The organism is Rugosimonospora acidiphila (genome assembly GCF_039543385.1).
In the GTDB taxonomy this organism is placed as follows: Bacteria; Actinomycetota; Actinomycetes; order Mycobacteriales; family Micromonosporaceae; genus Rugosimonospora; species Rugosimonospora acidiphila.
The window spans coordinates 22,907-37,368 of the sequence record NZ_BAABJQ010000014.1 but is presented as its reverse complement, the minus strand read 5'-3'; the positions used below and the strand labels follow the sequence as shown (position 1 = coordinate 37,368).

General features: G+C 71.2%; 14 protein-coding genes. 13 read left to right on the top strand and 1 reads right to left on the bottom strand.

All coding sequences use genetic code 11. The annotated features are described in order from the left end of the window. Positions 1 to 62 precede the first annotated feature (62 nt). On the bottom strand, positions 63 to 872 hold the full coding sequence (locus ABEA87_RS22755) for a GntR family transcriptional regulator (RefSeq protein WP_345632625.1): 810 nt from the start codon (positions 870 to 872) through the stop codon (positions 63 to 65). A gap of 490 nt (positions 873 to 1,362) precedes the next feature. Between ABEA87_RS22755 and ABEA87_RS22750 the strand changes: the two genes are divergently transcribed. The 13 genes from ABEA87_RS22750 (at position 1,363) to ABEA87_RS22690 (ending at position 14,399) form a co-directional block, all read left to right on the top strand. Beyond that, positions 1,363 to 2,178: a DODA-type extradiol aromatic ring-opening family dioxygenase gene (locus ABEA87_RS22750; protein WP_345632623.1), complete on the top strand. Its 816-nt coding sequence runs from the start codon at positions 1,363 to 1,365 to the stop codon at positions 2,176 to 2,178. A 42-nt stretch (positions 2,179 to 2,220) separates the two neighbouring features. Next, entirely contained in the window at positions 2,221 to 2,508 is a 288-nt protein-coding gene (locus tag ABEA87_RS22745) for a hypothetical protein (RefSeq protein ID WP_345632621.1), read from the top strand. 476 nt (positions 2,509 to 2,984) lie between these two features. Further along, a complete protein-coding gene (locus tag ABEA87_RS22740) occupies positions 2,985 to 4,586 on the top strand; it encodes an MFS transporter (protein WP_345632620.1) in 1,602 nt (533 codons plus the stop codon). A 189-nt stretch (positions 4,587 to 4,775) separates the two neighbouring features. Then, positions 4,776 to 5,795 (top strand): ABC transporter substrate-binding protein, encoded by a 1,020-nt coding sequence (locus ABEA87_RS22735; RefSeq protein ID WP_345632618.1) that lies wholly within the window; start codon positions 4,776 to 4,778, stop codon positions 5,793 to 5,795. 185 nt (positions 5,796 to 5,980) lie between these two features. Continuing rightward, positions 5,981 to 6,733 carry an SDR family NAD(P)-dependent oxidoreductase gene (locus ABEA87_RS22730; protein ID WP_345632616.1) on the top strand — a complete coding sequence of 251 codons (753 nt, stop codon included), beginning with the start codon at positions 5,981 to 5,983 and terminating at the stop codon, positions 6,731 to 6,733. After that, positions 6,730 to 7,548: a pentapeptide repeat-containing protein gene (locus ABEA87_RS22725; protein ID WP_345632615.1), complete on the top strand. Its 819-nt coding sequence runs from the start codon at positions 6,730 to 6,732 to the stop codon at positions 7,546 to 7,548. Before ABEA87_RS22730 ends, ABEA87_RS22725 begins: the two co-directional genes overlap by 4 nt. Before the next feature lie 69 nt (positions 7,549 to 7,617). Next, positions 7,618 to 8,136 carry an AraC family ligand binding domain-containing protein gene (locus ABEA87_RS22720; RefSeq protein ID WP_345632614.1) on the top strand — a complete coding sequence of 173 codons (519 nt, stop codon included), beginning with the start codon at positions 7,618 to 7,620 and terminating at the stop codon, positions 8,134 to 8,136. Then, the gene (locus ABEA87_RS22715) at positions 8,133 to 8,636 is read left to right on the top strand and encodes a cupin domain-containing protein (protein WP_345632613.1); all 504 of its coding nucleotides are present in this window, start codon (positions 8,133 to 8,135) and stop codon (positions 8,634 to 8,636) included. The genes ABEA87_RS22720 and ABEA87_RS22715 overlap by 4 nt, the downstream gene beginning before the upstream one ends. 70 nt (positions 8,637 to 8,706) lie before the next feature. Further along, positions 8,707 to 10,632 carry an AAA family ATPase gene (locus ABEA87_RS22710; RefSeq protein WP_345632612.1) on the top strand — a complete coding sequence of 642 codons (1,926 nt, stop codon included), beginning with the start codon at positions 8,707 to 8,709 and terminating at the stop codon, positions 10,630 to 10,632. Between the two features lie 85 nt (positions 10,633 to 10,717). Then, on the top strand, positions 10,718 to 11,905 hold the full coding sequence (locus ABEA87_RS22705; protein ID WP_345632610.1) for an aromatic ring-hydroxylating oxygenase subunit alpha: 1,188 nt from the start codon (positions 10,718 to 10,720) through the stop codon (positions 11,903 to 11,905). Between the two features lies 1 nt (position 11,906). Continuing rightward, entirely contained in the window at positions 11,907 to 12,104 is a 198-nt protein-coding gene (locus tag ABEA87_RS22700; protein WP_345632608.1) for a ferredoxin, read from the top strand. After that, a complete protein-coding gene (locus ABEA87_RS22695; protein ID WP_345632606.1) occupies positions 12,101 to 13,270 on the top strand; it encodes an NAD(P)/FAD-dependent oxidoreductase in 1,170 nt (389 codons plus the stop codon). Before ABEA87_RS22700 ends, ABEA87_RS22695 begins: the two co-directional genes overlap by 4 nt. Positions 13,271 to 13,535: 265 nt before the next feature. Further along, positions 13,536 to 14,399 carry an aldo/keto reductase gene (locus ABEA87_RS22690; protein ID WP_345632604.1) on the top strand — a complete coding sequence of 288 codons (864 nt, stop codon included), beginning with the start codon at positions 13,536 to 13,538 and terminating at the stop codon, positions 14,397 to 14,399. Positions 14,400 to 14,462: the final 63 nt, after the last annotated feature.

Here is a 14,462-nt window from a genome sequence, read left to right as displayed (position 1 = left end):
CGGCGGCGATCGGCGAAAGGGGCAGCGGGGACGGTGTTCGGCCGGGCGCCGGCGGGTCGGCCTCAGTCGGCGGCCTGGGCGCGCGTCGCGTGGCACGAGATCGCCTTGTCACGGGTGGCCAGCACGTGCTGCTTGACCGCTTCGCACGCGGCGTCCGCGTCGCCCGCCGTGATGAAGTCCAGGATGAGTTCGTGCTCGTTGTTGGCGTCGCTCGGGCGCCCAAGCCCCTTGCCGTCGCTCCACATATTGACGTACCGCTGGGCGCGCGCACTCAGCTGCCCGACCAGCTCGATCGCCACGGTCGCGCCGGAGGGCCGGTTGAGCTCGGCGTGAAAGGTGGTGTTCAGCGCCAGCCACGCCTCGAGGTCGGGGGTGTGGCGCATCTGCGCGATCAGGGCACGCAGCCGCGACACGGTCGCGGTGTCGATGTTCCGGATGCTGCGCACCACGATGTACTCCTCCAGTAGCGCCTGGATCTCGTACATCTCGCTGACCCGCTCCACCGACAGGGCGGCGACCACGGCACCATGGTGCGGCCTGACCGTGATCAGGCCCTCCGCCCGCAGCTGGTGCATCGCCTCGCGCACCGGTACCCGGGACACCCCCAGCATCTTCGCGATGGCTACCTGGTTCAGGGGCGTCCCGTCGGCCAGAATGCCCTGGTTGATGGCGTTACGCAGAGTGTCCGCAACCTGGCTGGACACGGTGCGCCGCTGCGGCATCCGCGGGTCCGGCCGCAGCGCCTCCAGACCGGCACCGGTGGTGGGCACCGCGTCGTCCGCCGACGCCGCCAGCGCACGGGCCAGCGCCTGGTCCACCGGCGCGCCACTCTGGTCGCCGGTCTCATTCGCCAGATCCTGGGGAGTCGTCATCTCGGTACCCGCTCTCCCTCGCAGCGCAGCACCGACCCTCGACGGGGCCGATGAGGCCAGTAGAAAGTATCCGGCCCGCCGCGCCCGTTGGGCGACGGTGCGCGGGGTAGAGACGGCATCATATCGATCTTACGGAGCTGTATCCAGTATCCGGCGTCAACCGATTGGCATCGGTCGCGGAGCCGCGCCCGCGGGACCGGATCCCGTTACGGCCGCCATTTCCGCTGCTCTCGATGGCTCTGGTTGATCAGAACCTGTTGACAGTGTTGCTGGATACAGTAGGCTTCATCCTCACGACGAGGGGAGCTCCATAGCAGGCAACTACGTGAGCAGTAGGGGCCTCGGGCCGGGGCCGACCCATGTCGCCCAGTCGCGCGCCCCGTCACCAGAAGTCACGTCCACTACCGGCGCGCGCCCGGCACCCGGTGGGTTCGTCGATCCGCTCGCGCGTCCCCTCGTCCGACAGGCACCAGACCATCCAGGAGAGACTGTGGGACAAGTCGTTCTGGGCGTGAGCACCGTGCACGCCCCGTTCATCACGGGAGCGCCGAAGATGGCTCCCGACGACCGCCGGCAGCGCGTCTACGACGGCTTCAGCCAGCTGCGCGAGCACGTACGCCGCGCCGAACCCGACCTGATCGTCGCGTTCTCCAACGAGCACATCACCAACTTCACGCCGGGGCACGTCTCGGCGCACTGCGTCTCGCTGGCGCTGGAGAACCCGGCCCTGCCGGAGTTCAACCTGCCGAAGGCCGGGGTGCCCGGCGATCCGGAGTTCGCCCGGGGGCTGGTCAGCTACGCCTACGCCAACGACTTCGACCTGGCCTACGCCGCCGAGCTCGAGCTGGACCACGGCACCGGGCTGCCGCTGAGCTTCCTGACCCCCGACTACGACGTGCCGGTGGTGGTCATCCTGCAGAACGTCATCTTCTCGCCGATGGCCTCGGTGGCCCGTTCGTTCCGGCTCGGCGAGCTGGTGACCCGGTACGTGACCGAGCGGGCCGACAACCGGCGCGTGGCGCTGCTGGGCACCGGCGGGGTGTCGCACTGGGTCGGTAACAGCAGGCACGGCGACATCAACAGCGAGTTCGACGAGTGGTTCCTGCGGCAGATCGCGAGTGGCGACTACGGTCCGCTGGTGCGGTTGACCCAGCCCGAGATCGACGAGGCGGGTGACGGCGCCAACGAGATCCGCAACTGGCTCGCGGTCGCCGGGGGAGCCCAGGCGCTCACTCCGTCGGTGGTGCTGGAGGAGACGTTCGTACCAGGCTGGAACACCAGCGCGTACCAGGTGGTGTGGCAGTGAGCCGCGCCGATGCCAAGCCGTACCGTCGCATGGAGGTCAGCCATGTCCACCCATGAGGTTGTCCGCGCCATCCGGGACATCCAGCGCCGGCGCATGTTCGACGTGTTCGACGCCGACCGCCCGTCGTTCCTCACCCGCTACCGGCTGACCGACGCCGAGCAGCACGCGTTGCTGACCAACGACTACCGGGCCCTGTACGACGCGGGTGTGCATCCGATGTCGGTGCTGTTCTTCAGTCAGGTCAACGGTGTTCCGATGCCCGAGTACCTGAGGATCATCGGTGCCGCCGCGCACCGGGTGGCGGAGTTCGGCCGGCTGGGCCGCGACTGACCCGCGGGGGCGACGGCCGTGGCCCGGCCGTCGCCGGTGACCGCTATGCCCGGCCGTCGCCGGTGACCGCTATGCCCGGCCGTCGCCGGTGACCGCCGTTTGCGGCCGTTGCCGGTGACCGCCGGGCCCGAGCGTCGCGGCTGACCCCTGTGCGCGGCGCCAAACAGGCGGGTGCCCGCGCCGTGCGCCGCACCGGAATCCGTGCCGCTCGGCAGCGGCCACGGGAGACCCGCGCGCGCCAGCGACGGCACCGCCAGCGACGGCGCCACCGGAGGGACCCGCGCGTGCGCGCCAGGTGCGTGTCGCATGTCCGGCGTCCGCCCGCGCGCCGTCTCTTGTTGCCGGTGTGTTTCCGTGGACCGCCTTGGAGACACTTGACAGTTATTCTGTATTCATTAGTCTTCATCCAACGTCCGTGCTTACAGCAGCCTCGACAACCGCGCCGCAGAAGCACTCACACCCGAGGACGGTGCCGGATGAACCGGAGTACTTCACCACCACCCGCGTACGCACTGCGCACGGGCACCCTGATTGCCGGCTGCCTCGCGGTGTGTGTCGCCCAGATCGGCCTGGCCATCCCGGCCACCCTCAACGGCCTGTTGCAGACCGCGTTACACCCCATCGGCTCGCAACTCACCTGGATCTCCGACGCCTTCCTGTTGCCGGTCACCGTGCTGGAGTTGACCTTCGGCGTGCTCGGTGACCTGTTCGGCCGCAAACGTCTGCTGATCGGCGGCGCTGTGCTGGTCGCGGCCGGCGAACTGTGCGCCTCGCTGGCCAGCGGCGTGCACGTGCTGTGGCTCGGCCAGGCGCTGGCCGGGCTCGGCGCGGCGGCCCTCTTCCCTACCTCGCTCGCTGTCATCGCCGCCGGCACCCACACCGTCCGCACCCGCGCGAGCGGCATCGCCACCTGGGCCGCCGCGCTGGCTTCCGGTGGGTTCCTCGCTCCGATCATCGGTGGGCTGGCCGGCAACTACGCGTCGTGGCGCTGGGCCTTCGTCATCGTGCTGGCCATCGCCGTGGCGAGTGCCGTCGTGTCCGCGTCGCTGGCCTCGGACTCCCGCTCGCCGCAGGGCAGGTCGCTGGACTACGGCGGCCAGGTCACCATCCTGGTGGGCCTGTTCGCCCTGCTCTACGCGGTCATCCAGGGGCCCAGCGACGGCTGGACGGCCCCCTCGGTGGTCATCGCCTTCGTGGTGGCCGCGGTGTTTCTCGCGCTGTTCGTCCTCGCCGAGCACCGGGCCCGCGCCCCGATGCTGAGGTTGGAGCTGTTCCGCAACCGCACCTTCACCATCGCCTCGATCACCACCGTGATCGGCATGTTCAGCTTTCTCGGCACCGCGTACACCACCAGCATCCGGCTCGGCCCCATCCAGCACCAGAGCCCGCTGCACACCACCGTGGGGCTCATCCCGTCCACCATCTTCACGGTGCTGCTCGCCCCGATCACCTCGCGGCTGCTGGAGCGGGTCAACCCGCGCTGGCTGCTGTCGGGCGGTCTGCTCCTGATCGGCGCGGGCGACCTGTTCGCCGCCACCGTCGACATCGACAACCGGGCGTGGAACGCGTTGCTGTTGCCGCTGATCCTGGTCGGAATCGGCTTCGCGCTGACCGTCTCGTCGATCACCGCCACCACCGTCAATACCGTGCCCACCCACTTCGCCGGTATGGCCAGCGCCTCCACCAGCCTGCTGCGCGACCTGGGCTTCACCCTCGGGCCGGCCATCATCGGCTCGATAGCGCTCAGCCGCGCCGCCTCGGTGTTCACCACCAACCTGGCGGCCTCCTCACTGCCCGCCGGCGCGAAGGGTGCGGCCGGGGCCCTTGCCCGCGAGGGCGGGCCGCTCGCGGTGAACTCGGTGCCACCCGCCTCACCACCCGGGGCGGCGGCCTCCCTCGCCGAGCATGCCCTGGCCAACGGATACTCCCTCGGCTACCTCGTCTGCGGCCTGGCCGCGTTGGTCGCCTGCCTGCTCGCCGCCGTGGCCGTGCCCGGCCGCCGCGTCGATGCCCTGACTGCCGAGCCGTCCCCGGCGCAACACCCCACGGCCGAACTCGCGCCGAACCTGTCGACCTGACTCATTTGTGCCCGACGCCCGGACGCCGTTCCGGCGGCGGGCCGCCCGGCCACCGCCCCACCAACGGCCGGGCGCCCTACGCACCGCCCGCGTACCCCAATGGACGCGTCTATCCGGCAACCGACGTTGCCGGACATCCCGCCGACTGGAACACCCCCGCAGTCGCCGATTCGACAAGTGAGGAATCCGATGACCCACAAGAAGTGGCGCGTCCTGGCTACCGGGACCGCCGTCCTGGTGGCGGTCGCCGGTTGCAACTCGGCCGTGACGAACTCCGCCGATGACAAGGCGGCGGCGCCCGGAAAGCCGACGAAGGTGACCATTGCGATCCCCGCGTCATCCGCCGCGGCCTCGTTCATCCAGCTCGCCGTCTCCGCCGGCCTGACCAGCAAGCTCGGCCTGGATGTCACGCTGAACACCACCATCCCGCCGGCCAACACGCCCGCCGCGCTGGTGTCCGGCAGCATCCAGGCCGCCGCGCTCACCTCGACCGCCACCCAGGCCAGCGGCAAGGGCATCCCGGTGGTCAACGTGGTCAACACCGGCTCTCACGCGCCGTTCGTCATGCTGGGCGCTCCGGGCATCAAGCAGATCAGCGACCTGTCCGGCAAGTCGGTGGTGACCAGCGCGCCGACCGACACTCCCGGCACGGAGACCCAACAGATCCTCCAGGCCGCCGGCGTGTCCAGCAAAGCCAAGATTATCTCGGTGGCCAGCGTGCCCGGCCGCTCGGCGCTGTTCGACGGCGGTCAGGCCGACGCCATCTACGAGGCGCTCAACCTGGCTCTGCAGGACGCGGCGAAGCGCCCGGGCTCGACCATCATCGGTGACAACCAGGGCCTGCCGGTCACCCCGGCCGACGGGCTCGCGGTCACGAAGACCTATCTGCAGCAGCACAAGGACACCGTCAGCGCGCTGGTGAAGGCGTGCATGCAGGCGTCGAACATGATGAAGAACGAGCCGGACCAGGCCGCCCCGTACCTCGAGAAGATCTACAAGCTCAACGCCGACGAGGTTAAGCAGTTCCTCGACCGGCAGCAGAAGTCTCTGGTGGTCACCGGGCAGCCCACCGATGAGGCGTACAGCAACCAGGCCGACCTGTTCAACAAGCAGCCGAACCAGAGTGTGCAGTGGACGACCGCCAAGGTTCAGGCGTCCTGGGACACGACGCTGGCGGCGCAGGCCGACCAGGAGTTGGGCTTCCACTAGGCGCGACGCGCCGGGGCGCCGCACCGCTGGCACCAGCCGCGGTGTGGCGCCCGGCGCGTGGCGTACCAAGGAATTGACGCACACACCGGCGGCTCGTCGCCCGCCGCCGCAGGAGGAGAGATGGATTCGTCACCGACATCAGCGCGGCGCCGGGCCGCGACCATTGCCGACCGGGGAGCCCGACGATGAGCGGTGACCTGACCGGCGGCGTCGCCGTGGTCACGGCGGCGGGCTCCGGGATCGGACAGGCCACCGCGCTGCGCATGGCGGCTCGCGGCGCCACCGTCATCGCCGTGGACGTTGACGCGGACGGGCTCGCCACGACCCGTACGCGAGCGCCCGCCCCGGATCGGCTCATCGCCACCGTCTGCGACGTCACCGACGAGGACGCGGTGACCGCCCTGGCCACCGAGGTCCTCGACCGGCACGGGGTACCCATCGTGCTGGTCAACGTCGTCGGCGGCGCGAAGCTGGCCGGCATCGGGCGGATGACCCCGGCGCTGTGGGCCGAGCAGTTGAGCCTGAACCTGACCAGCACGTACCTCATGTGCCACTCGTTCGTGCCGGCGATGACCGGGGCCGGACGGGGCAGCGTGGTGAACACCGCGTCCGGGTTCGGGTTCATGCCGGCACCCGAGCGGTCCGCGTACGCCGCCAGCAAGGCCGGCATCGTGGCGTTCTCCCGCGCGCTGGCCACCGAGGCGGCGGCGGACGGGGTGCGGGTCAACGTCGTGTCACCCGGGCCGATCGAGACACCGCGGATGCTCGCGCTGACCCGCGACGACCCGTTGGCCCGGAGCAAACACCAGCAGATCCCGTTGGGCCGGTTCGGTCGGCCGGACGAGGTCGCCGCCGTCATCTCCTTCCTGGCGTCCGACGAGGCGTCCTTCGTGTGCGGCCAGGTCGTGCACGTCAACGGCGGGGTGTACATGCCATGACCCGACCCATCGTCGAGGCGGCCGGCGCCGACCTCTCCGGCGCCGATCTGACCGGGGCCGACCTGTCCGGCCTGGACCTCACGGGCATCGACCTGACCGGGGCGCGGCTGCGCGCGGCGAACCTGCGCGGGGCCAACCTCGCGCACGCCCGGCTGCGTGACGCGGACCTGACCGGCGCGGACCTGTCCGGCGCGGTACTGGTCGAGCCGAAGTTCAGCGGGGACTACCTGTTGCGGGTGTTCCTGTCCGGCCGGGACGCCGTGGGCACCAACCCGACCGGTGCGGACCTGCGCGGCGCCGACCTGTCGCGCGCGCTGGTCGCCGGCGCGGACCTGACCGGCCTGGACCTGACGCGCACGGCCCTGTCCGGCGCGAACCTGTCGGGCGCCGACCTGTCCGGCGCGGTGCTGTCCGCCCCGCGCCGGACGGCGGATTTGCGGGGGGTGCGGCTGACCGGTGCGCGGCTGCGGTTGGCCGTGCTGTTCTGCGCCGACCTGTCCGGGGTGGACCTGTCCGGCGCCACGCTGGTGGACACGGAGTTGTATCTGGCGAACCTGCGCGGCGCGAACCTGTCCGGGGCGCAACTGGTCGGTGCCCTGTTGCTGGAGGCGGATCTGCGCGGCGCGCGGCTGGACGCCGCCGTGTTCACCCGGGCCGAACTGTCCGGCGCGTACTGGCGCGACGCGACGGGTACGGCATCCACCTGGGCCGGTACCCGGTGCCCGGACGGCGTTCTCGCGCAGGAACACGGAGGTAGCTGCGCGGGGGTGTTCTCCACTCGCGAGGGGGAGATTCCGCGTGGATCCAACGTCTAGAAAGTGTATCCACTCCGGTGTTAGTGTATGCAGTACGCACTTCGCCCCTCGCAGTGCTTGAGGAGAACGATGGATCTGGAACGCACCGCGGAGCGGGTCCGCGACCGTGACCCCCGCGAGCAGGGTTTCTACGAGAACGTCTTCGCCAACCTCGCCGAGCGCCGCCAGCGCGCCAATGACGGCCGCATCGTCATCAAGGCGTCCGAGGCGATGTGGGAGGAGAACCGGCAGGGCAAGATCGGCTACTACCTGCACGAGTTGGTGAAGGACTCCGCCCTGCAGGACTGGCGGGTGTTCGCCCACGACATCCACACGCACTCCGGACGCCACACCCACCAGGGCGGCCTGGTGCTCTACGTGACCAGAGGCTCCGGATACACCGTCGTCAACGGGGTGCGTGAGGACTGGCGCGAAGGTGACCTGATCGTGCTGCCGGTGCTGCCCGGCGGCTGCGAGCACCAGCACTTCAACGAAGACCCCGACCAGGCCAGCGAATGGTTCGCCTTCATCTTCGTTCCGCTGCAGTACGCCACCGGCGCGCTGTTCGAACAGAAGGAGAACAGCCCGAACTGGAAGGACCCCCGATGACCGCCCCGACCACCGGAACCCTGTGGGACTCCATCATCCAGCGCAGCGCCGAGGAACGGGAGCGGGTACGCGCCGGCCGCTCCACGGTCACCCGCGCCGAACTGGAGCCCGAGCTGACCCCGTTCGGGATCCTGCGCTGGTACCTGCACAACGACCTGAGCGGACCGGTGGCACACGCGCTGTACTTCTGCGAACTGGAGATCCCGCCCGGTTCCCGCTCCGGGCTGCTGCGCCACCAGGGTGGCATCGTGCACCTGGTGGTCGAGGGCAAGGGCTTCACCCGGTTCGACGACGCCGAGCACGAGTGGGAGAAGCGTGACGTGGTCGCCCTGCCGGTACGGCCGCGGGGTGTGGTCTTCCAGCACGTCAACAACGGCACCGGGCCGGCCCGGATGGTGATGTCCTGGCCCAACCTCGACTCGGCCATCGGCCCGGAGGGTGGCGTGGCCATGGAGGTCCTCGAACCGGCCCCCGAGTACCTGGCGGCCCACCATTCCTGAGCCAGAATCCACCCCCGCGTTCGCCGCCCGCCCCGCGCCGGGGCGCCCGGTCGGTGACGCCGCGATCGAGGTGCCCGACGCCCTCCTGACCGGCCTCGGCGTGCTGCCGGGCGAACTCGTCGCGGTGCGGTCGCCGAACGAGCGCCGGGTCTTCACCCGGGTGTCCGGGGCCGGGCCGGACGAGGGCGCCGGTGCCCTGGTGCGCCTGGGCCGGTTGCTGTGGACCCAGCTCAACGTCAAGCCGGGCGACCGGCTGCGGTTGTCCCGGTACCCGGCACCGGCCCCGGCGACCCGGTTGAGCCTGCGGCCCGCCTTCCACCTCTCCCACCATCTCGGCGACCACGTCATCGAGTTCCTGTGCAAGGACGAGACGGTGGTCTGGCCGGGGGCGACCATCTTCGCGCCCATCTTCGCCGGCGGCGGTGGCGTGCTGCTGCGCGCCGAGGGCGACGCCGATGCCGGTCCGGTCCGGGCCGGTCACGACACCCAGGTGACGTTCCTCGACCCGGACCCGGACATCGCCCGGCGCGGGGTCACCTTCGCCGAGGTGGGTGGCCTCGACGGGGCCATCTCCCGGCTGCGTGATCTGATCGAGCTCCCGCTGCTGCGCCCCGGGCTGTACCGGTCGCTCGGGGTACGCGCGCCCAAGGGCGTGATCCTGCATGGACCGCCCGGTACCGGCAAGACGCTGCTGAGCCGGGCGGTGGCCGCGGAGCTGGGCGCCAACGTACTCAAGATGCCGGCCACCGAGCTGGTCGGCACGTACTCCGGTGAGACCGAGGCGAACCTGCGCTCGCTGTTCAGCGAGGCCGCCCACCACGCGCCCACTCTGATCATCATCGACGAGATCGACGTGATCGCGACCAGCCGGGGACGGCTGGCCTCGCAGGGGGACATCCGGGCGACCACTCAGCTGCTGACCCTGATGGACGGGCTGGAGCAGGTCGACGGGGTGGTCATCCTGGCCACCACCAACCGGCTCGACGCGATGGACGAGGCGTTCCGCCGCCCCGGACGGTTCGACGAGGAGCTCTACATCGGGCCGCCCGATCCGGCCGCCCGGCGGGAGATCCTGTCCGTGCACACCAGGGAGATGCCGCTGACCCGCGAGGCCGAGGCGGCGTTCGCCCAGGTCGCCGACGGCCGGACCGCCGGGTTCACCGGCGCGGACCTGATGCGCCTGGCCCGGGAGACCGGCCTGTCGGCGGCCCGCCGGCTGGCCGCCGGCGGCAGCGGCCTGGAGATCGCCGAGTCGGCGCGGGACACCGAGGTCTCCATCCGGGCCGCCGACGTGTACGCCGGCCTGGATCGCGTGACGCCCAGCGCCATGCGGGGCATGCCGGTCCCGGACGCGGTGCTGGACTGGGACGAGCTTGACGGACTCGACGACCTCAAGCGCTCGGTGCTGGACGCGGCCGACGCGGCGCTGCGGCCGGGCGCCGGGCGGCGCGAGGGCGTACTGCTGACCGGTGGCTCCGGCAACGGCAAGAGCGCGGTGGTCCAGGCACTCGCCCGGCGGGTCAACGCGAACCTCGTGGTGGTGGACGGCTCGACCATCTTCACCCAGTGGCTGGGTGAGTCGGAGGCCGCCATCCGGGCGCTGTTCGGCCGGGCCCGCGACGTCTCGCCGGCCGTGGTGGTGCTCGAACACCTGGACTCCATCGCTCCCCGCCGCGTCGCCGGCCACGTGGAGAGCGCCACCAGCCGGGTGCTGTCCGCGCTGCTGTCCTGCGTCGACGAGGCGCTGGGCCGCACCGGGGTGCTGGTCGTCGGGGTCACCGACCGGGCCGACATCATCGACCCGGCGCTCACCCGGGCCGGTCGGCTCGGCCTGCACCTGCGGATCGACGCCCCGGACGACGCGCGCCGCCGCCAGATCCTGTCCCGCCTCCTGACCGGCCACCCGGACGCGGACCTCGCGCGCCTGGTGACCGACACCCAAGGGCTCAGCGCGGCCGAGACCGACCGGCGCGCCCGCACGATTTCCCGGCAATGACCACTCCAGCAATGACCACTCCGGCAATGACCGCTCTCCCGCAATGACCGCTTTCCGGCAATGACCGTGACCCGAAGGAACCACCATGCCGCACCCCACAACCGCGACGACCACGGCCGGTCAGGTGACCGGCATCGACGACGAACGCCTGGTCCACAACTCCGTCTACCTCGACGACAAGCTCTACGCCCATGAACAGCGCACCCTGCTCGGGCGGGTCTGGAACTTCGTCGCCCACGACACGGACATCCCGCAGGTCGGCGACTACCTGACCGTGCAGGTCGCCGGCAACCCGGTCCTGGTCATCCGGGACGAGAGCGGCCGGGTCAACGGCTTCTACAACGTGTGCCGGCACCGGGGCGCGCAGGTGCTCGAGGGTGCCGGCCAGTGCTCGGTCATGCGCTGCCCGTACCACTGGTGGACCTACGACCTCAACGGCGAGCTGAAGGGCATCCCGGGCAGCCCGGCCTACGAGAACACCGGCTTCGTCAAGGAGAAGTTCGGCCTGGTGCCGATCCGTACCGAGTCGATTTTCGGTCTGCACTTCGTCTGCGTCGACGAGAAGGCGCCCAGCCTGCGCGAGTTCCTCGGCCCTCGGATCATCGAGGTGCTCGGCACGCCGCTGGAGACCGTGCCGATGGAGGTCATCCACAAGCAGGAGTGGGCGGTACCGATCAACTGGAAGCTCGTCGCGGAGAACCAGCGCGACGGTTACCACGTGCCGTTCGTCCACCCGATCTTCCGGTCCGCGAGCCCGGCCAGCCCCTACGAGATCGTGGACAACGGCCACGCGGTGCAGTGGACCAAGCTCGACTACGAGCGGCTGCCCGAGGAGCTGAAGGGCTCCACCGAGCACGCGCTGCCCGGCTTCGAGGGCGGTGGCGGGTACATCATGACGCTGTTCCCGGACCTCATCTGCCAGGTCCGCAACAACTACTTCATGATCTCCAGTTCGGTGCCGGAGGGCATCGACCGAACGGTGGTCACCCGGCGCATCTTCGGCGTCGTCGGCGACGACGAGGCCAAGCGGAAGATCCGGATGGCGGCGGCGGAGGCCACCGCGCTGGCCTCGTACGGCGACGAGGACGTTCCGGTCCTGATGCGCCAGCGGGCCGGCCTGGCCAACTGGACGGTTCCGCACAGCCTCATCGCCCGTGGCCAGCCCGCTACCGAGGGGACCCGCGGCGACGACAACCGGCTACGCCAGTGGTGGCAGTACTGGCGCGACTACGTTGGCGCGACCACCAACGTGAGCCCTTTCCTGGAGGCGTGACATGCACATCGTCCTGGACCCCGACCTGTGCCAGGCCTACGGCAACTGCCTGCTGGCCGCCCCCGACGTGTTCGAGCTGACCGAGGCCACCCCGGTCGTCATCGTGCGACAGGCCAACCCCGGCGAGGATCTCCGCGCCGAGGTCGAGGAGGCCGTGCGCAGCTGCCCCGTTCAGGCGTTGACCCTGGAGCACGCGTGAGCGCGCCGATGCGTGAGGTGGTGGTGGTCGGCGCGTCGCTGGCCGGACTGCGCGCCGCCGAGACGCTGCGCCGACAGGGCTTCGACGGCACTGTCACGCTGGTCGGCGACGAGGCGCACCCACCGTACGACCGGCCGCCGCTGTCCAAGGGCTTCGCCGGCGGCACCGTGGGGCGTGAGCAGATCCACCTGCGCCAGTCCGCCGAGCTCTCGGCGACCTGGCTGCTCGGACGCCGAGCGGTCGGCCTGGACACCGGCCGGCGCGAGGTGCGCCTCGACGGCGGCGAGACGCTCGGGTACGACGGGCTGGTCGTGGCCACCGGGGCCACGCCCCGGCGCCTGCCGGGCCTGCCCGAGCACCTGCCGGGCCTGCACCTGCTGCGTACCGTCGACGACGCCCTGGCGCTGCGGGATGAGTTGCGCCCCGGCGCCCGGGTGGTGATCGTGGGCGGCGGATTCATCGGGGCCGAACTCGCCTCCACCTGCCGCGACCTCGGCCTGCCCGTCACCGTCGTGACGCCCCTGCCGCTGATGGTCAGCGCGCTCGGCCCGCTCTCGTCGGCCGCGGCGAAACGCGCCCGCCGGCACGGCGTCGACCTGATCGAGGGCATCGCGGTGACCGGTGTGGACGCGGATGAACGGGTCCGCGGCGTCCGGCTCGCCGACGGTGGCGTCATCCCCGCCGACGTGGTGGTGGTCGCGGTCGGCGTGGTGCCGGCCACCGACTGGCTGGCCGGCTCCGGCGTCGAGTTGGAAAACGGGGTGGTCTGCGACGAGACGCTCGCCGTGCGCGGCGTCGACGATGTGGTGGCCGCCGGTGACGTGGCGCGCTGGCCGCACCCGGCACTGGGCGGCGGCCTGCTGCGGCTGGAGCACTGGACGAACGCCGCGGAACAGGCGGCGGCCGCGGCCGGCCGGCTGCTGCGCGGGTCCGGGCCCCGGTTCGCGCCGGTGCCGTCGTTCTGGAGCGACCAGTTCGGCGTGCGGCTGCAGGGCATCGGGCTGCCGGGGCTGGCGGACGAGGCCACCGTGGTCGACGGCGACGCCTCGGGGGAGCACTTCGTGGCGGAGTACCGGCGCGGGGGAGAGCTGATCGGGGCGCTCTGCGCGGGTACCGTCAAGCCGCTGCTGCCGTACCGCCGGCAACTGGTCGGCGCCTTCGCCTGAGCGCGTCGTCCGGCCGCCGGATCTCCGGACATTTCACCCCACTCCGGTTGGGCTCGCCGGTGTGGGGGCCGGCCCGGGCGCCCGTCCGCCCTGGTGGCGCGTGTCTCAGCCCCCGGTGCTACAGGCCCGTCGGGCGCATGCATACGCTTGGCTGCGATGGGGACCGTCGAAGAACGCCGGATCCGGGCCTCGCGGGCGCGGATCGGCGGATGTGCGGGGGCGCCGAGGGGTGGGCGGTCACCGGTGCCAGAGCGAGGGAGTTTCCATGTCTGACAAGAAGCCGGCCAACGCGGCGTCGGCCGGCACCATCGATCTGGGCGGCGACCTCACGGTCAACCGCCTGGGCTTTGGTGCGATGCGCATCACAGGCGACGGCATCTGGGGTGACCCGCCCAGCCGTGACGAGGCGAAGGCCGTGCTGCGGCGCGCCGTCGAGCTGGGTGTCAACTTCATCGACACCGCCGACGCCTACGGGCCCAACGTCAGCGAGGAGCTGATCGCCGAGGCGCTGTACCCGTACCCGGAGGATCTGGTCATCGCCACCAAGGGCGGCCTGGTGCGCACGGGCCCGGGCGTGTGGCCGTCCAACGGCCGCCCTGAGCACCTGGTCGAGGCGGCCGAGGGCAGCCTGCGCCGGCTCAAGCTCGAGCAGATCCCGCTGTACCAGTTCCACCGGCCCGACCCCGAGGTGCCGGTGGAGGACTCCATCGGCGCACTGGTCACGCTCAAGGAGCAGGGCAAGATCCGGCACATCGGCGTGTCCAACGTCAACGAGGAGCAGCTGCGCCGGATGCAGCGGATCACTCCCGTGGTGTCCATCCAGAACCGGTACAACGTGGACGACCGGACCTCGGAGTCGCTGGTGGACCTGTGCGAGCAGGAGCAGCTGGCGTTCCTGCCCTGGGCGCCGATCCAGGGGCTGGACGACAGCGCCGTAGCGCGGGAGATCGCCCGCCGGTACGACGCCACCACCCGGCAGATCGCGCTGGCCTGGATGCTGGCCCGCTCGCCCTCGATGCTGCCGATCCCCGGCACCGGCTCGGTGTCCCACCTCGAGGACAACGTGCGGGCCGCCGAGATCACGCTCACTCCGGACGAGGTCGCACAGCTGACCAAGGCCGCGAGCTGACCCACGGCCTTACCGGCCCGTCACCCGAGCGCGGTGGCGGGCCGGTCGGCCTGTCCGGCGCCG